At 65.8% G+C, this 16,440-nt stretch carries 16 protein-coding genes; 5 read left to right on the plus strand and 11 right to left on the minus strand.

The window, feature by feature from the left end; all coding sequences use genetic code 11:
- Positions 1-55 precede the first annotated feature (55 nt).
- The 3 genes from IBX18_RS28955 to IBX18_RS28965 are packed head-to-tail and all read left to right on the plus strand — an operon-like array spanning position 56 to position 4,513.
- Positions 56-2,824 carry a PQQ-binding-like beta-propeller repeat protein gene (locus tag IBX18_RS28955; protein ID WP_194836671.1) on the plus strand — a complete coding sequence of 923 codons (2,769 nt, stop codon included), beginning with the start codon at positions 56-58 and terminating at the stop codon, positions 2,822-2,824.
- 51 nt (positions 2,825-2,875) lie between these two features.
- Positions 2,876-3,721 carry an alpha/beta hydrolase gene (locus tag IBX18_RS28960; RefSeq protein ID WP_194836672.1) on the plus strand — a complete coding sequence of 282 codons (846 nt, stop codon included), beginning with the start codon at positions 2,876-2,878 and terminating at the stop codon, positions 3,719-3,721.
- A gap of 18 nt (positions 3,722-3,739) precedes the next feature.
- Positions 3,740-4,513 carry a MerR family transcriptional regulator gene (locus IBX18_RS28965; RefSeq protein ID WP_194836673.1) on the plus strand — a complete coding sequence of 258 codons (774 nt, stop codon included), beginning with the start codon at positions 3,740-3,742 and terminating at the stop codon, positions 4,511-4,513.
- A 93-nt stretch (positions 4,514-4,606) separates the two neighbouring features.
- Here IBX18_RS28965 and IBX18_RS28970 read toward each other — a convergent pair whose 3' ends face one another.
- Together IBX18_RS28970 and IBX18_RS28975 are read right to left on the minus strand one after the other, a co-directional pair.
- Positions 4,607-4,864: a hypothetical protein gene (locus tag IBX18_RS28970; protein ID WP_194836674.1), complete on the minus strand. Its 258-nt coding sequence runs from the start codon at positions 4,862-4,864 to the stop codon at positions 4,607-4,609.
- 306 nt (positions 4,865-5,170) lie between these two features.
- Positions 5,171-5,590 (minus strand): hypothetical protein, encoded by a 420-nt coding sequence (locus IBX18_RS28975; protein WP_194836675.1) that lies wholly within the window; start codon positions 5,588-5,590, stop codon positions 5,171-5,173.
- A gap of 309 nt (positions 5,591-5,899) precedes the next feature.
- On the opposite strand from IBX18_RS28975, the gene IBX18_RS28980 reads away from it, so the two are divergent.
- Positions 5,900-6,583, plus strand: coding sequence for a PAS and ANTAR domain-containing protein (locus IBX18_RS28980; protein WP_306796459.1), 684 nt, complete (start codon positions 5,900-5,902; stop codon positions 6,581-6,583).
- A 42-nt stretch (positions 6,584-6,625) separates the two neighbouring features.
- Positions 6,626-7,120, plus strand: a complete 495-nt coding sequence (locus tag IBX18_RS28985; RefSeq protein ID WP_194836676.1) for a hypothetical protein — start codon at positions 6,626-6,628, stop codon at positions 7,118-7,120.
- Here IBX18_RS28985 and IBX18_RS28990 read toward each other — a convergent pair.
- From IBX18_RS28990 to IBX18_RS29030, 9 genes are all read right to left on the minus strand, one after another.
- The gene (locus tag IBX18_RS28990) at positions 7,110-7,637 is read right to left on the minus strand and encodes a hypothetical protein (RefSeq protein WP_194836677.1); all 528 of its coding nucleotides are present in this window, start codon (positions 7,635-7,637) and stop codon (positions 7,110-7,112) included. The two genes, IBX18_RS28985 and IBX18_RS28990, sit on opposite strands and share 11 nt — an antisense overlap.
- A gap of 37 nt (positions 7,638-7,674) precedes the next feature.
- Positions 7,675-8,538, minus strand: coding sequence for a hypothetical protein (locus IBX18_RS28995; protein WP_194836678.1), 864 nt, complete (start codon positions 8,536-8,538; stop codon positions 7,675-7,677).
- 58 nt (positions 8,539-8,596) lie between these two features.
- Positions 8,597-9,217, minus strand: a complete 621-nt coding sequence (locus tag IBX18_RS29000) for an MspA family porin (RefSeq protein WP_194836679.1) — start codon at positions 9,215-9,217, stop codon at positions 8,597-8,599.
- Positions 9,218-9,481: 264 nt separating this feature from the next.
- Entirely contained in the window at positions 9,482-10,411 is a 930-nt protein-coding gene (locus IBX18_RS29005) for a bile acid:sodium symporter family protein (RefSeq protein WP_194836680.1), read from the minus strand.
- Between the two features lie 164 nt (positions 10,412-10,575).
- Positions 10,576-12,537, minus strand: coding sequence for a LuxR family transcriptional regulator (locus tag IBX18_RS43200; RefSeq protein WP_194836681.1), 1,962 nt, complete (start codon positions 12,535-12,537; stop codon positions 10,576-10,578).
- Positions 12,538-12,827: 290 nt separating this feature from the next.
- Positions 12,828-13,769 carry a hypothetical protein gene (locus tag IBX18_RS29015; RefSeq protein ID WP_194836682.1) on the minus strand — a complete coding sequence of 314 codons (942 nt, stop codon included), beginning with the start codon at positions 13,767-13,769 and terminating at the stop codon, positions 12,828-12,830.
- Positions 13,770-13,772: 3 nt separating this feature from the next.
- Positions 13,773-14,822 (minus strand): 3-oxoacyl-ACP synthase III family protein, encoded by a 1,050-nt coding sequence (locus IBX18_RS29020; protein WP_194836683.1) that lies wholly within the window; start codon positions 14,820-14,822, stop codon positions 13,773-13,775.
- Between the two features lie 91 nt (positions 14,823-14,913).
- The gene (locus tag IBX18_RS29025) at positions 14,914-15,750 is read right to left on the minus strand and encodes an SDR family oxidoreductase (RefSeq protein ID WP_194836684.1); all 837 of its coding nucleotides are present in this window, start codon (positions 15,748-15,750) and stop codon (positions 14,914-14,916) included.
- A gap of 228 nt (positions 15,751-15,978) precedes the next feature.
- Entirely contained in the window at positions 15,979-16,362 is a 384-nt protein-coding gene (locus IBX18_RS29030; protein ID WP_228541971.1) for an AraC family transcriptional regulator, read from the minus strand.
- Positions 16,363-16,440: the final 78 nt, after the last annotated feature.

Here is a 16,440-nt window from a genome sequence, read left to right on the forward strand (position 1 = left end):
CCCTAGCGTTATTTCCGTGCGGAAATGCCTGCTATGTCTGTTCATCATCCTCACAATGATCACCGCGACGGGACCGGCATCCGGGGCGGCAGACGCCTCGACCGAGGCGCGCGGCACGGTCTTCAACGATCAGAACGGCAACGGCGTCCGCGACAGCGGCGAGCAGGGCTTGCCGGATGTGTCGGTCACCGACGGCTCGGTCTGGGCGAAGACCGGCAAGGACGGTGACTACCTGCTGCGCATAGATCCGAAGCGCCGGGAAACCGATCTGATCCAGGTCGTCTCACCGGACGGCTACACCCCGGCGCTGCGCGAGGATTCGGTCCCCCGCTACTTCCGCGCGCTCGACGAAGGCACACCCCGGCAGGACGGTATCGATTTCGCGCTGGTTCCCGACAAGCACGCAGCCGATTTACGCGAGACGTGGATGATGTTGTCCGACAGCGAAACCGACAACCGCAGCGATGCCTCCGCCGCTGCCACGCGCGCCCAGTGGACCGGGCAGGTCGAGGCGATGGCACGCAACCGGGAGGCCACCGTCGCCATCGCGACCGGCGACATCACCGTCACCGACTACACCGCGCCCGAACGCCGCCAAGGCAGCTACGACATCCTGCGCAGCGGACTGACCAAGGGACGCTTCGGCCGCCCGTTCTACCCGGTGATGGGCAACCACGACGCGGGCAGCACCGGGACCGCGACCGGGTACGCCGCGAGCATGGAGCTCTACCGGCGGAACATGGGACCGGAGTGGTACAGCTTCGACCGCAACGGCCGTCATATCGTAGTGTTGGAGAACAACTACGACACCTCCGGGCTGGCACCCCAACTCCGCTGGCTGCGTGAGGATTTGCGACGCCATGCCGTCGGCAAGCAGGTGTTCGTCTTCGCCCATCGCTCGCTGTTCACCAAATACGGTGCGGGAGAAGCGATCCAGCCGACCATGGACGAACTCGCCCGGTACGACGTCCGGATGTTCGCCGCAGGGCACAACCAGCAGAGCGAGTTTCGTCGCGGTGCCTTCGCCCGCTCGGTGGAGGTGAACAACATGGGCGCCACCTACGGCATCGACGGTGCGCGGCCCGGTTATCAGCTATTGGACTTCACGGGCATCACCGACGATCGCGCGACGCCGGCGAACGAGGACGTCGGCTATGTGTCCGGCACGCACCGGCAGTTCTTCGTGCGCGACCGGACGGCGCTGGTGAGTCCCGCACCCGACAGCGTGCATCGCGGCGGTGCGCCGGTCCCGGTGGACCTCCATGTCGAAGATGCCGGACGGACTCCGGCGAACGCGCGGGTCCGGGTGCGCGACGACGGCGGTGGCGAGGTGTGGCGAGCGGATCTGCGGTTCGGCGTGAGCAATGCGCCTCCGGGCAAGGTGAATTGCTATACCCCGCCCGGTGGGCAGGCAGAGCCGTGCCCGCCCGTGCGCGCCAATTGGACTGCGGCACATGGCAGTATCCCGGATCTGCGACCCGGGAAGTACCGCATCGAGGTGACTTCGATCGATACCGCGGGTCAGCCATGGCCTGTCGTACAAGGAACTTTCGGCGTTGCAGACCAGGCGGCGCCCGCTTCCGGAGCGGACTGGCCTCGCCAGGGAGGTACCGAATCGGGCGGATCCGCCGCAGCCGCCGACCCGGGTGCCGTGCTGGACCAGCGGTGGTCGGCCGACACCGGCGAGCACTTCCACCTCAACGGGGCCGCCGTGGTCGGCGACACCGTGATCGTGACGTCCCAGGCCTTCGCCTCCCCGTATCACCAGGTGCTGGCCTACCACCGCGATACCGGTCGCGAACTGTGGCGGACCTATCTGGACGGCGATGCGGAGTCCTTCCCGACTGTGCAGGGTGGTCGTGTGTACCTCACCACCGGTGTCGGCCGGGTGTACGCGCTGGACGTGAAAACCGGTGCCGTGGTGTGGCAGACCATCGATGACGAGCACCGCGTCGGACAGACCGTGCGCCGTTACGGTCGGGCCGGCGGTCCGGTGAGCGTCTTCGAGCTGCCCGAGCGTCGCGCGGTCGCGGTTTACCAGCAGTACGACCAAATCGTTTGCCGTGACGCGACTTCCGGGGAGCGGCTTCGCGGGGGGTTCACCGCACCCGCCGGGTGGGGCGAGTTCCACAGCACCGCGGTGCGCGGTAAGGACGCGACCGTGGCCTACCTCCACTCGGGCTCCAGCCAAACCCTTATCGCGATGGATCTGACCACCTGTACCCGGCGCTACTCCATCGACACCGCGGGCGGACTGTTCAGCCACTCCTCCCCCGCGCTCACCGACGATGATCGCCAGCTGATTACCATGACAGCCGGTGGTCTGACCGGTCATGACCCGCGCGACGGACGCGCACTCTGGCATGCCGAAATCCCTGGCAGTGCTTGCGAACCCGGGCCGCCGCCGGTGACCGCTCCCGCCACTCGCGGGCAGCTGGTCTACGTCGCATCCATCGATGGCAAAGTCCGCGCGTTCGACACTCGAGCACCTGATCCGGCCAAGCCCGTGTGGGAGACCGGAGTCGGCTACGTGCCGGGCACCGGTCCGCTCGATGCCCCCGCCCGCGTAGCCGCAGGCTGCACCGCCGCACCCAATGCCCCTGCCATGCACGTGCTGACCACCGAAACCGTTGTCTACGCGGGAACTTGGGACGGCCGACTGGTCGCGCTCGACCGCCGCACCGGAAAACTGCTGAGCCAGTACAACTTCGGCGGCGCGGTCACCTCCGCTATGTCGGTCACCGGCGACTGGCTGTTCGCCCTCACCACCGACGGCGTCCTGCACGCACTGGCCCGCCGCCCGAGCGAGCGTTCCGGAACCTGAGCCGACGTCAGCTTGACCTTGACCCAGGGTCAACCGTTCAGCATGATCGGCATGACTACGACAACCGAACAATTCACCGTCCGCCACGATGGCGTCACGATTCCGGTGACTCGGGGCGGCGAAGGGCGACCGCTGGTGCTGTGCCCTGGTCTCACTTCGACCCAGGCCGAACTGCACGAACTCGTCGAGCTGTTGCGGCGCGACTTCGACGTGTTCACCTTCGACCTGCGCGGCCACGGCTTTTCCTCGGCTGCGGACCGATACTCCTTCGCGGCGTTCCTCGGCGATTTCGTGGCCGTGATGAAAGAGGTGGGACGCCTGGAGTTGCCCTCGACCCCCTTGCTGGCGGGCCACTCGTACGGCGCGGACCTCATCCTGCACTACGCCTCCGAATATCCCGACACCATCAGTGGGCTCATTCTCATCGACGGAGCGAATCCGCTGCCCGCGCCGTTCATCACCCAGGCCGACCTGCCGGAATTCCGCGCACTGTGGGAATACGTGGTGACTCGGCAGGAAGCCATCAAGGGGACCCCGCGTCAGGTGTTGCTCACCGCCCAGCAAATCCTCGACCTGAATCTCGAACTGGATGTGATCCGCTCCGGAATCGATATCGACATCGATGTGGTCGGCACCGGAATTCTCGACCGGTACCGCAACCTCGACCGCCCGATCCACCTGATCATGGCGACAGCCATGGCCGGCGACAGCAACGAAGGGCGGGCTCCCCGGCACAATCGGCTCTGGCGTGCAGGCATGGACCAGCTCGTCCGCGAGCGGCCGGATATCACCACCGCCCGACTCGACGCCACCCACGGACTGGTAGTCACGCACGCCCAGGACGTCGCCCGCATCATCCGGACTGCCCATACTCTCGCTGCTCGGGCGGCTTCGTAATTCAGGAAGACTGGTTCGATGCTCACCATCGGCAAGCTCGCGTCCTACGCCGGCGTAACGGTGCGCGCAGTCCGCCACTATCACGCCAAAGGACTACTGCCGGAACCGGCACGAGACCATTCCGGCTATCGCAGCTACGATGCCGCCGCCGTAGTCGAACTGATCAAAATCCGAACCCTCGCCGAAGCCGGCGTCCCGCTGGCGCGCGTCCGAGAACTACTCCAGGCCGACGAACAAGATTTCGCCGCCGCAGTCGCGGAGATCGATAAACGCCTACAGGCGGAAATCGAGTTGCGCCAACAACACCGAGACCGCATCGCCCGCCTCACCGCCGGCGAAAGCCTGGCGCTACCCCCGGAGGTAGTCGACTTTCTCGACCATCTCCGGGCGCTCGGTGTCGACGAACGCATAATCGAGGTCGAACGAGACGGCTGGATCCCCCTATCCGCGCACTCCCCCGACCGAATCCCAGAGTTGATGGCCCGCAAACAATCCCAACTCGCCGACTCCCCACTGATCGACTTCTATCTGACCCTCAGCCGAGCCCTCGACCACACCGACAACGACCCGATCCTCATCGACCTGGTCGACACGGTATCCACCTACCTCACCCAACTAGCCGACCAGCACGGCGACGAATACGTCGGCGGCAACATCGACCCCGCCCTGGCCACCCTCCTCGACACCCTCGCCCGCGACACCGCCCCCTCCATCCACCGCCTGATCGAGCTACTGCGCGAGCGCGGTTGGACGGGTTGGACGAAGCTCGAACGGGTCGACCCGCCGCGGTAAAGGTGACATCGCCTCGCGCGGTGCACAGTTCACCCTGAACATGATCCCTCGACCAGCTGCGGTAAGTGCGGGCCAGACGCACAGCACTCGAAGTCAGGGTCTCATCGAAACCCGACGCCCGTCCTGCGTGCTTACCGCGATCTGCGGCTTCTCGAACGAAGGCCGTTCGCCCGCCGATGGGGCGACCACCCGGGTCCTCACCAGCACGAAGACCAGCCCGCCGTCTCCGACCGGTTCGGTCACCGTGTCCACGCTTGAGGTGAGCGTCACCTCCAGGGCATCGGCGGCCGCATACCCGGTCACCGCGAACCATCCGAACTCCGGCAGCTCACCGTCCGCCCCGGGGGTCACGAACCCACGCTCGGACACTCCAACCAACGGAACGTCCCCGGTCCGCGGCTCCTGCGGTTCACGCACAGGACGCCGAGTCCCGCTCGACATCCCCGGCGCAACCCACTTCCCACCCGCATAGGGAACGAACACCACGAACCGATGATCAGAGCTTTCGAGTAGCACAGCCGCGATCCCGTCGCGGGCCGCCACCGCTATCGGCGACGTCGCGCTGTCGAGATCGTGCACCACACCAGACGCTACGGCTACGGCCGGATGCCCCAAACCCGCTGCACTCAACGGTCGCCCCTTTCGCTCGAAGTCACGCTAGCACTGCAACGAGACAGTTCCGCTGGTGTCTTCGGTGAAGTCGACGTTGACATGCTGACCAATCATCGCGACATAGGTGGTGAACTGACTGATGCTTCCGCCCGTCGAGCACTCGTAGAAGAACACCTCTGTTTTATCCGGGTCGGTCGACTTGTCTCGGCCGAAGGCCACGGCGGAGCCGTTCTTGTTCAACACGTACTCGATCTGACGACCATCGGGTCTACCTGTGCAATGCACCTGATAGCCGAAGGCGATCGGTGCGTTGGCGGCGTTACCTGCCTTGTACGGCGGAATCGCATGCATGAGGCATGCGACATGATCAGCCGCCACCATCGGTGGTTGTGCTTGCCCGGATCCCGCACTGGTCGCGCCGCCCACCACAACGATAAGTGCAATGAAGACGTTTCGGATTTTCATGTTCCCCTCCCCCTGTTTTCATTCTAACCGAGGAGGCCGACTGCAGAAACGAATGTGCGCGTTCAGATTTCGAGCTGACAACCCGAATCCCCAGATTCATGGGCAATCCGTGTAGGCGCTGGAACCCATGAACGCTCCGAGTCTGTGGCGCGGGCCCAGAGCGCAGGGGCTGGAGCCTCAACGAGTCGAGTACCGGCCTGGACCAAGCTCGAACGCGACGACCCGCCGAGACAGGGCGCCACGCCATCGGCTTTGTTGGTGACCTTGGACCCTCGCGGCAGGGGGTGGTTCGCTTCGATAGTTGGCGGTGTGACGGAGTTCGGGCAGGGCGGTCGAGGGTGTGCGGATGCGCTCGGGGGTCGGCCGCAAAGTGTTGGCAGCTTTCGGTTTTGGTTCGCGGATCAGCGGTGGGAATGGTCGGACGAAGTGGCGGTGATGCATGGGTATGCGCCGGGGGCGGTGGTGTTGACGAGCGAGTTGGTGCTCTCGCACGAGCATCCGGAGGATCGGGCGCAGGTGGCCGCCACGCTGGCCGAGGCGATCGGTACCGGCCAGCCGTTCTGTAGTAAGCACCGGATCATCGACACTGCGGGCGAGGTGCATTCGGTGATCGTGGTCGGTGACCGACTGCTCGACGAGGACGGCGCGGTCGTCGGCACCACCGGGTACTACGTCGACGTGAGCGACTCCGTCGAACAGGGGCGGCGGGAATTCGCCGAGGAGCTGTTGCCCGACCTCATCAAGGCCCGCGAGGTGATCGAACAAGCCAAGGGCGCACTGATGCTCGTATACGGCATCAACGCCGAACAGGCCTTCCGCGTCCTGCAATGGCGATCCCAGGAAACCAACACCAAGCTGCGCCAACTGGCCGAACTGCTCGTCACCGCGATCACCGCGATGGGCGGCGGCCCACTACCCCAGCGCACCACCTTCGACCGCCTGCTACTGACGGTGCACGCCCATGCAGAGGAAACGTCCACCCACTATCGATAACTCAGCCCGGATTCCAGAACGCGCTGTACTAGCATGACGAGAGTGAACGACCCCGCCTTGCTTGCTGCCTCGAAACTGAGCAGGGCGCGTTCGTTGATTTGTTGCCTCACCCTGGCGGGCGTCCTGGCAATAAAATTCTCGTCGTTGACATTCTGGGAGTCGTTGACTGCCTACAATATTGCGGTCGTCGCGGTGCTCGTCGCTTCGATCACGATAGTCACGTTGTCGATAAAGCTGGCCCGGCAATCCAGAACCGCGCGGGCACAGTCGATCGCCATCGCAGTTGTGGCGACACTGTGCTGTGCACTACCGGTCGCCATGATCTATTTCGCGCAGCTCGGGCACGGGGATCTGGTGTTCGAGAACCATGTCCTCATCGTGCCGGAGCACGCACGCTGGCGCCTCGGGTACTTCAACGTCCCCCTCGGCTTCACTTATCTGGCAGATATCCTGCTGCTGGCGCTGTGCTCGATGGTATCGGCGGCGTCCAGTTCCGCCCTCAAAAGGGCTGCCGCCCAACACCAGGTCAACTACTGAGCCCGCAGATCTGCCAATTGTCACCGGTTCGCTGATACACGCCGGAAAGACGGACCTCGTTGGCAGCATCCAAGCCTTCGGCTCGCCGTTCATACCGGACGGTGACCGCGGCGCTACCGAACTCGTTCAGCACGGTGATGTCGGAAACACGCGTCACCACGCCACGACCCCGGCGGGCGATTTCGGAACGAGCCTCGGCCGCAAAGGCTTCCGCGTCGGCGGCCGCCAAGTCGGAGCGCAGCGCCCCGCACGAAACATCCTGCAGATCGCGCAATCTGCCTGAGTTGAAGGCTTCGATCGCGCGACCGGTCACCGCTGTGATCTGATCCTCGGCTGCGGGATCGACTGCCTTTGTGGGGCTGGGCGCGGGCGTCGCCGGCGCGGAGGCGGGCGACACGCTCGACGAGGCTGCCTCCGGCGTGGTCGAGGGCGGGCTGGGACTGGTGTTTTCGCCGTCGGTGCACCCGGCGAGCGCCATGACGCCCAGCACTGCGCCGATCGCGACTATCTTGCGCATTTCGATCCTGCTCCTTCGAAAACTGTAGCGAGGAAACCTATCTCGGCACGGGCACCAGTGGCCCGTTGTACCCGGGAAAAGGCGGTTGCCCGACGGTTACGGCGACGAAGTAGACCGCCGCGTTGTTGTCGCAGAACTCCCGGCGTGGATCGGCGTTGCCGTAAGTGTATTGGCAGTTCTGGAGCATGTGATTCCACAACTGGTTGTTGCAGAAATTGTTGGTGCCGCCATTCTCCAAGCACATGTCGTGGCGCGCGCACGGACCACGGAAGTCAGCGTTCGCGCCGGGCGCCGGCAATTGATCCGGCGAGAACGAGCAGTAGTCGTGCATCAATACCCAGGTGGAGCACGAGGCCGCTGCCGGAACACGCTCACAATCCGGGTCGTACACATAGTCGTCCGGGATCTCGACCTTCGATCCGGACCCGTTGAAAAAGCCGTGCCCACGGCAACTGCCGTCAGGGTTTCGACCGAGCGGGCACAACCCGATCTCTTGCAAGGGAATGACCGGTGCCTCGCCGTACGAGCACGGCGCGCTGGGCACGTTACCCGGAAGTGCGGGCGGCACATACCCTTCGACGGGGATGATGGCCTGGCACGGATCCGGCGCGGGGACGGGAGCCGGCGGGGTGAGCGCGGCGGCCGGCGGCGGCGCGGGTGTACCGGTCGGCGGCGTGGTGGGTATCAGGGCCTGTGGGCCCGGCAGCCCGGGTGCCGATGGACCGGGAACCGAGGGCTCCTCGATTTCGGGGAAGTTTCCGAAGCACGGCCAGCCCGGATGCATTTCCTGCCACTGCGGGCACGGCACATAAGGATTGATCGGTCTGGCATCGGCCTGCGGAGCATTACGGGCACCGACTGCCGCCACGGAAATCCCGATCAGCAGTACCAGGACTGCCACCAGTGGTCCGCAGCGGCGAGTGATGTCTTCCGATTCTCTGAACGGTGACATCTGTGTCTCACAGGTAGATCGGGTCGCCGTAGACGGCCAGTGAATTGTCCGCGGTGGGCGTGGTGATGTTCACCTGCGCGTAGGACCGGAGGCTGACCGGACCCATGCAGCCGTCAATTTTGATGTGGACCTGGTCGGACGTGATGGATCCGTGGCGACCGGCCAGCGATTTCGTCCCGAACGGAATTGTGGTGATGGTGCCGGGTTTCAGATACACCGTGGGCGAGATGCTGGCACTGGCACCGACACCGGTGGTGATGCCGATGGTGATGCTGGGCCCGATCGCAAGTCCGATGGCCATACCGTTGGAGACGTCGACCTGACAGCCGAGCTGGTAGCCGAGGGTAATGGCGCCGGAATTGACCGGCGCGGTGCCCGTGCCGTCGATATCGGCGATGGCTTTGAGACTGACGAACCCCTCGCGAGTGAACGGAGTAGCCGCGAGATTGGGATATCTGTCGAGATTCTCCTCGGTCTTGGTGAGCCTTATCTGCCAGCCGTCGTCGGTAGTGGTCTCGCGTGACTTGTCTGCCAGCGGTTCAGCGGCGGCGGTGCCTGTCGAGGCGGCACCTATCGTGAGCACGCTGAACACACCGACAAGACCTGCGAAAGTTGACCGTATGCGCATGACATATCCCCATCTGTAGGCGCGACGAGGCAAAGCAAACCGGTCGAATCAGCTTGTGCTACAGGCGAATCCCCCACCAGAAAGCCCCCTCGGCGCCAGAGATTATCACAGCATCATCTTCGGCGCCAGGGCGTTCGCGCTTCCGACGTACGTCCGGGCCGCGCCTGTCGTTCGATCGAAAGGAGTTGGCCGCACCACATTTTCAGCAGCAGCCAGCAACTTTCGGCTCGATGGCGTGGAGTCGTCCACACGAGTTGGGAAAAGTCAGCGCGCGGAAGGATCCCCGAGCGCCGCATCGGAATCACCGACGGCTGGGCTGGATTCGGCTGGGGCTTCGGGTGACCGACGGCGAGTGACGAGCCAACCGAAAGCCGTCGCGATGGGGAAGATCGCGACGCCGTAAACGGCTGCGGGGATCGCCATTTCGATACTGCCGAGCACACTGACGGCGATGGTGATGGCGATGACTCCGTTGTGGATACCGACCTCCATCGAGCTCGAGATCGCCTGGCGACCTTGCACGCCGAGGAGTCGGGGGACGGTGTAGCCCACGCTCAGATTGATGAAGCAGAACAGGATCATGGGGATCCCGACGGCTTGCACGTAGGGGACGATGTCGGCGCGCTGGTCGACGATGGTCGCCAGGATGACGAGGGTCAGGGTGAGTGCGGAACCGATGCGCACCGGCCGATCCATCCGGTGGGCGAAGTGTGGTGACAACCTGCGCACCAGCATGCCGAGCACGACCGGGATCAACACGATCGAGAAGACCTGGACGACCTTGCCGAACTGCAAACCGACCGTGCCCGACTCGCCGGGGTCGAAGTGGTCGATGGCGAAGTTGGTGACCAGCGGGACGGTGACCACCGCGATGATCGAATTGACCGCCGTGAGAGACACATTGAGCGCGACGTCACCGTGGAACAGGTGACTGAACAGGTTCGCCGCGGTGCCACCGGGCGACGCCGCGAGCAGCATCACGCCGACCGCGAGCAGTGGCGCCAGATCGAACAGTTTGACCAGACCGAACGCGGCGATCGGTAACACCAGCAGCTGACACACCAGCGCGATGGCGGCGGCCTTGGGGCTCTTGGCGATTCGGGTGAAGTCCTCGACGGTGAGGGAAAGCCCGAGCCCGAACATGATGATTATCAAAACCACCGGCAAGCCCACGGAGATGAGCGCAGAGTCCATGGTGTCCTCACCATTCGATCGAATCCGCCGACAGAACCGATCGCTGTCACCGGCCTGCCTCGGCGCGTGCGCACGAGGGGCGAGGTGACTCACATCGAGTTACGCACCGAGACAATTACCGAAACTGCCAGAAGTGCGCGAGGGACGCAAGATCAGCGGCGCACCTATCGGGTGACGGCGACGGACGAGCCGGTCGACGGTCGTCGGCCCGCGCCGAGGACGAAGGTCAGTTCGGTACGGCGGGCGACATCCAGTTTGCGGTAGACGCGGGTGAGGTGTTGCTCGACGGTGCTGGTGGTGATGTCGAGGGCGGCGGCGATGTCGCGGTTGCGTTTACCGTGCGCGGCGAGTTCGGCGACGCGGCGTTCGGCGGGGCTGAGGGCGTCGAGACCGTGCGCGTGCGTGCGTAATCGGGCGATGGGTGCGGTGCGAGGCGGGCGGTCGCCGCGCAGGTCGTGCAGCAGCGGGTCGGCACCGCAGGAGTCGGCGAGCCGGGTGGCTTCGCGGATCAGCGTGCGGGACTTGTCGTGGTCGCCGACGGCGCGGTGTGCGGCGCCTAGTTCGCCGAGGACCGTGGCCAATTCGAGGTCGCAGCCGCCGGAGCGGGCGATCGCCGCGGCATCCCGGAGCAGGCGGACCCGCTGGTAGCGGTCGGCGGCCACGGCGAGCAGGCGCAGCGATACCCCGCCGGTGCGGTGCTGGCTCGCAGCACCGAGCAGATCGAGATGGCGGTTCGCGACGGCGCGGGCGTGCCGGTGTTCGCCCAGCGCGAGGTGCGCGGCGGCGATGTCGTTGCGCCACGGCACCAGCCACGGAAAGTCCATCTGCCAGCGCCGCATGAGGTGGCCGCAGCGGCGGAAGGTGCGCAGCGCGTCGTCGGCCCGGCCGACGGCAAGCTGGTGGTGGCCCTGGGCATGCAGATAGAGCAGGCCGAACCGGGACTCGAACAGCGCCCGGGGCACCGGCCTGCGCAGTTGCGCCTCGGCGTCGTCGTGCCTGCCCGCCAGGGTGTGCGCGCGAATGAGCGCCGCGATCGGGATGCCGATCCAGACCCCGAGGTGTTCGGCGGGGACCACGTTCAGCGCGAGCATGGCGTCGTCGGTCGCGGCCCGCGCATTCCCCTTGCGCAGCATCGTTTCCGCGCGCAGGCCGGCAAAAATTGACTGCCAGGTCGGTGCCCGCCGGGCCTCGGCCTCGGCCAGCAGCGAGTCGCACCAGGCCGCCGCGGTGTCCAGCCGGTCGGTGTAGATCAGGCAATGCACCGCTGCCGCAAGGGTTTCCACGGTGCTCGCGGCGAGCCGATGACAGGTGAGCAGACGCTGGGCGAGGGTGACGGTCGCCTCCTGCGGACACCCGTCGAACAGTCCGTTCAGCAGCTGCGCGCCGAGTAGGTGCGGCGACGGTCGTGCCGCGACCGCCGGACGTCGCCGGGCCTGGACCGCGAGCAACCGCTGATGCCGTTGCGCGTGCGGCGGATGCGAGGACCGCAGCCAGGCGCACAGGAAATCGATCTTCGGCGCCGCCTCGTCGAGCCTGCTGCAATCCAGTTGTCCGAGTGCCTGATCGGCGTACTGCGCCTGCCCGTGCCAAAGCAGGAACATGACGGCGGCGGGCAGTCCCGCCATCGGCACTCGGCCCGCACGAATAGCCGCGCGCACCCGGGTGTAGTTCCGCGTCCGATTCGACGGGCTCAGCCGCCACTCGGCGCGCACCAGCCGGATCGCGATCGTGGCGCGCTCGGCCGCGTCCCGAGTCACCCGGTAGGCCAACTCGAGTCGCTGCACCGCTCGGTCGATCTGGTCGTTCGCCAACGCCTCCGCCGCGGCGATGAGCAGCACTCCCGCCGCCCACGGATGCCCGGTGGCACCGGCAGCGACCAAGTGATCGGCCACGACCGCCGCTGGAAACCCTTTGTCGTGCAACAGCTTCGCGGCACGACGATGCAGTTCCCGGCGCACCTCCGCCGGGGTGTCGCGCAGGATGCGGTCACCGATGTCGAGATCGAACAGCGCCCGCCCGGACGAGCCCGCGGCAAGCTGCCGGACGGCCGTGCGCACCGCCGCCTCGTCGGCGGCGAGCAGTTCGGCGACCAGGCCGACCGTGCTGGCATTGCCCAGCACGGCCATGGCCTGACCCACCTCGGATCTGTGGAGTAGCGACCACTTTTCGCGCGCAATCTGCCGGTACATACCCGAGTCCCCTTCGTCGATGAGGCGTGCCCGACTGGGGAAGGCACCATCGAAAGAGACAACTCGGTGCGCTGAAGACGCGGCATCGTCGCAGCGGGGGCATACCTGGACGCCCCATTGATCCAGCCGGTGCCACTAGCGTAGGTCGCCGAACCGCGACCTGTCCTCGAATCGCGGCAACAAGATCACGGAACGGCGCCGAACAATATGGCGGAATGTTAGTTACATCAACATCTTTCGCGTCCGGCGGCGCTGACCTCACGTCCGGTCGCGACCACCGTCGGCTGCGGATGGTAGGCGAGACAGGCCGCCGCGGCGTCGTCGGCGGCCAGGAACAGCACCGTCCCCGCCGTGCCGAGCAACCCGGATTCCCGCGCGTTCAGATACGCGTGGACCGGTGCCGCGGTGTACGGATCGCCGATCGCCGGGGCGACGCCGACGACCGATTCCGGTCGGAGTCCCAATGTTTCGGCGAGGCGGGCCCGGAATCCCAGAGCGGGAGCCGGAGCGAGCAGAACCGCTCGTCCCTCGGCGAAATCGTCGCTGTCGAGGCCTTCCTCGGCCACACAGTCGCGAACGACCGCCGCCGCGAGCATGATCGGATCTTCCGCCCCGTGCCGGACGCGCATGGCCGAACGTCCGTGCACACCGGCCTCTGCCAGCGATACCCAGGCCGACGGCTCAGCCGTCCCGGTGGTCTCCCGAGTATGCAGGCGGCCGAATCCGCCCGCGGTGGGCGTGCTTCCGAGCAGTACCGCGGCGGCCCCGGTGGTGTACGGGAACCCCGCGACGTAGCGCTGCGTCGACGGATGGGTATCCCCCGCCACCAGCAGCGCATACTCCACATCACCGGTGGCCAGGAAGCATTCCGCGGTGCTGATGGCGTGCAGCAGGCCGGTGGCGCCGTGCATCAGGTCGAAGGAGAACGCGGGCACCCGTCCGGGCTGGTATTCCAGCCCGATGCCGATCCGCTTCTGAATGAGCGCGGACACGGCGGGCTCGGAAATATTGTCGTCCCGGAAAACTCCCACATTGATCAGCATGCCGATCTCGTCTACGGAGACATCCGAGCCGGCCAGGCAGGCGCGGGCCGCGCGGGTGGCCAGTTCGAAATAGCTGCCGGTGTCGAGATCGGTATTGGTCGCGGCGGCGACAATCGTGGTACCCATGGCTCAGGCCTCCAGACGCGAAATGGTCGCGGCGAGATGCCCGGACACGATGCCGGACGCCTCGGGAATCATCAGGACCTTCGACCCCTTGGGAATCTTCTGTTGCGCGAGATACTCGTGCAGCACCAGGAAATGCGAGGTCGAGGCCGTATTGCCATACTCATGAAGCACATTCAGGGGCTGCGGCATCGGCGTACCGAAGTGCTGCTCGGTCAGGTGCGCGAGATACTCGATGACCGGTCCGCTGAATTGATGATGGATCCAGTAGTCGTATTTCTCGCTCTCCCAGGTGCGCCCGGTCTCCTTCAGGAAGGCGTCCATGCGGTTGATCGCCTGCATGTACCTGCCCTCGTTCTGCATGGCCCGGTTGTCGGTGTAGAGCGCGATGCCCGCGGACTGGTCGCTGGGCATGCCGAGGCAGTGCTCGGCCCCGCCGGCGGCGGTCATCAATTCGACGTAGTGGATTTCATCGTGGTCGTCGCCGCGATCGTCGAGCACGACCGCCACCGCCGCGTCCCCCACGGTCAGTGCCGCGAATTGCGGGTCGTACGGTTTGCTGATCTCCCGCACCGCGGTCTCCGCGATCGGTGTGATCTGTTCACCGCTGACCACCAGACCGTTGCGCACCACCCCGGCCTTGATCATCCGGTCCAGCACCAGTACCCCGGTCATCATGCCCGCGCAGGCGTTCGAGACGTCGAAATGCCGGGCCGACGTCGCGCCGATCGCGTTGCCGAGCATCAGCGCGAAGGCCGGTGCGTAGCAGAAGACGTCCTTACCGCGGGTGCGGGTGATGGAGGCCGAGATGATGATGTCCAGCTCGTCCGCGCGGTAATCCGAATGTCGCAGACAATCGTCGATGGCCTGTAGCGCCAAGTCGAAAGACGATTCATAGTGATCCGGCCGCGAGTCGTAGACCCGCCGATTCTTGATCCCGGTGATCCGCTCCAGATCGAGCGACCTCGGCACCGCCAGACTGTCGATCAATTCCTCGGTGGAACGGACGGTTTCGGGAGTGTACGAGCCGATCGACTCGAAACGCGTACGCTGCATTACCCCTGCTTTCTGCAGATCAGTCGATGACAAACATCATGTGTCGCTTGGACTTTCGACAACGTTGTCGTGGACTGCACAGCCGCTGCGCCTAGTCGGCGGACTCGACCAGGGTCGCGCTCACCTCGCACAGCTGCTGTCCGAGCGCGTCGTCCTGCGCACGACGCGACGGAGTCTTGATGCGGTTCTTCTGGAAATAGGCGCCGGTGACCGCGGCTACCTCGGGATCGGTCGCGAGATAGGTGAGCGCGCGACCGCCTTCGTCGACGGTGATCATGAACAGCCGCTTCGCCAACGCGACCAGCGGCTGCCCGAACCACGGCATCGAATCCCAGATGCCGGTCGCCACCGCGCCGGGGTGAAAGGCGTTGACCGTCACCCCGGTTCCCTCGACCCGGCGCGCCAACGCCCTGGCGTACAGGATGTTGGCGAGTTTCGATCGGCTGTAGGCCTGCTCGCCGGAGTATCCGCGCGCGAGACCGAGATCGTCGAAATCCAGTGTGGCGCCGAAATGCAGCACCGAGGAGGTGAACAGGACCCGGGAGGGAGCGCTGCGCACCATCAGATCGATGAGCAGTTCGGTCAGCAGGAAGCCGCCGAGGTAGTTGACGGCGAACGTGGTCTCGATGCCGTCCTCGGTCTCGACGCGATTCTTCTGGTAGCCGCCCGCGTTGTTGGCGAGCACATCCAGCCGGTCGTATTGCGCCAGCACACTTTTGGCGAGCTGACGAATCGACGCCTGCGAGGCGAAATCACATTCGAGGGTGTCCACGCCGCCCGCACCGGCGGCCCGGACGGCGGTCGCCGCATCGGCCAGCTTCCGCGGATTTCGTCCGACGAGGACCAGCCGATGCCCCTGCGCGGCGCACTGCTGTGCGGCCGCGAGGCCGATACCCGATGTCGCCCCGGTGATCAGGATCGTCTTCATACCCGATCACCCTGCCACACGATTTCGGCCGGTCGGCGGCGCCGGATAGGGGTTGCTACATGAGTGAAAGATGCTGCGCGGGAAGACATCTGCGGAATTTCGCAGGTCGCGCCTGGTCGGCTCGGACCGGTCGGCGCTGCTGTGCGCGTGCGCGCGTACCTACGGGTAGGGGTTGATAGGGGTTCGCGCACACACCAGCGAAGGGGCAAACACCGGTCGTCGCCGGAATCAGTTCATTCTTTTACTACCTCTGCCGCCGCGTGCGCGGCAAGGCCATCCGCCATTTGCTGCATGACGCGCCGCATGACACGCTGCAGACCAGACCAGACCGGCCACGGTGAGGTCGGTGGTGGACAGCAGCCGTTGCGCCTGCTCGATGCGCAACCGGGTGAGGAATCGGTGCGGTGTCTCGCCGATCGCTTCCCGGAAGACCCGGATGAAGTGATAGACGCTCAGATGCACTTCGGCGGCGATATCGGCCAGGGTCAGCGGCTCGGCGAACCGTTCCCGCATGACGGCGACGCTCGCGCGGACCGCCGCGTGCTCCGGGCCCGGCGGCGGCGCGTGCCGACCTCGGGTCAGCAGGTGCGTCGCCGCGGATTCCGCGTACATGTCGTTGGTGCCGTCGGCGGCGGGCAGTGCTCGGATCAGCGCCAGCCAAGCCTAGGCCCGGTGCCGGAACCCGGCCGG

This window comes from Nocardia sp. XZ_19_369 (assembly GCF_015355715.1).
Lineage (GTDB): Bacteria > Actinomycetota > Actinomycetes > Mycobacteriales > Mycobacteriaceae > Nocardia.

What these genes read in the sequence shown, in the direction of transcription:
- IBX18_RS28955 (WP_194836671.1), top strand. Translation starts at nt 56, where the DNA reads ATGATCACCGCGACGGGACCGGCATCCGGGGCGGCAGACGCCTCGACC.
- IBX18_RS28960 (WP_194836672.1), top strand. Translation starts at nt 2,876, where the DNA reads ATGACTACGACAACCGAACAATTCACCGTCCGCCACGATGGCGTCACG.
- IBX18_RS28965 (WP_194836673.1), top strand. Translation starts at nt 3,740, where the DNA reads ATGCTCACCATCGGCAAGCTCGCGTCCTACGCCGGCGTAACGGTGCGC.
- IBX18_RS28975 (WP_194836675.1), bottom strand. Translation starts at nt 5,590, where the DNA reads ATGAAAATCCGAAACGTCTTCATTGCACTTATCGTTGTGGTGGGCGGC.
- IBX18_RS28990 (WP_194836677.1), bottom strand. Translation starts at nt 7,637, where the DNA reads ATGCGCAAGATAGTCGCGATCGGCGCAGTGCTGGGCGTCATGGCGCTC.
- IBX18_RS29000 (WP_194836679.1), bottom strand. Translation starts at nt 9,217, where the DNA reads ATGCGCATACGGTCAACTTTCGCAGGTCTTGTCGGTGTGTTCAGCGTG.
- IBX18_RS29005 (WP_194836680.1), bottom strand. Translation starts at nt 10,411, where the DNA reads ATGGACTCTGCGCTCATCTCCGTGGGCTTGCCGGTGGTTTTGATAATC.
- IBX18_RS43200 (WP_194836681.1), bottom strand. Translation starts at nt 12,537, where the DNA reads ATGGCCGTGCTGGGCAATGCCAGCACGGTCGGCCTGGTCGCCGAACTG.
- IBX18_RS29015 (WP_194836682.1), bottom strand. Translation starts at nt 13,769, where the DNA reads ATGGGTACCACGATTGTCGCCGCCGCGACCAATACCGATCTCGACACC.
- IBX18_RS29020 (WP_194836683.1), bottom strand. Translation starts at nt 14,822, where the DNA reads ATGCAGCGTACGCGTTTCGAGTCGATCGGCTCGTACACTCCCGAAACC.
- IBX18_RS29025 (WP_194836684.1), bottom strand. Translation starts at nt 15,750, where the DNA reads ATGAAGACGATCCTGATCACCGGGGCGACATCGGGTATCGGCCTCGCG.
- IBX18_RS29030 (WP_228541971.1), bottom strand. Translation starts at nt 16,362, where the DNA reads ATGTACGCGGAATCCGCGGCGACGCACCTGCTGACCCGAGGTCGGCAC.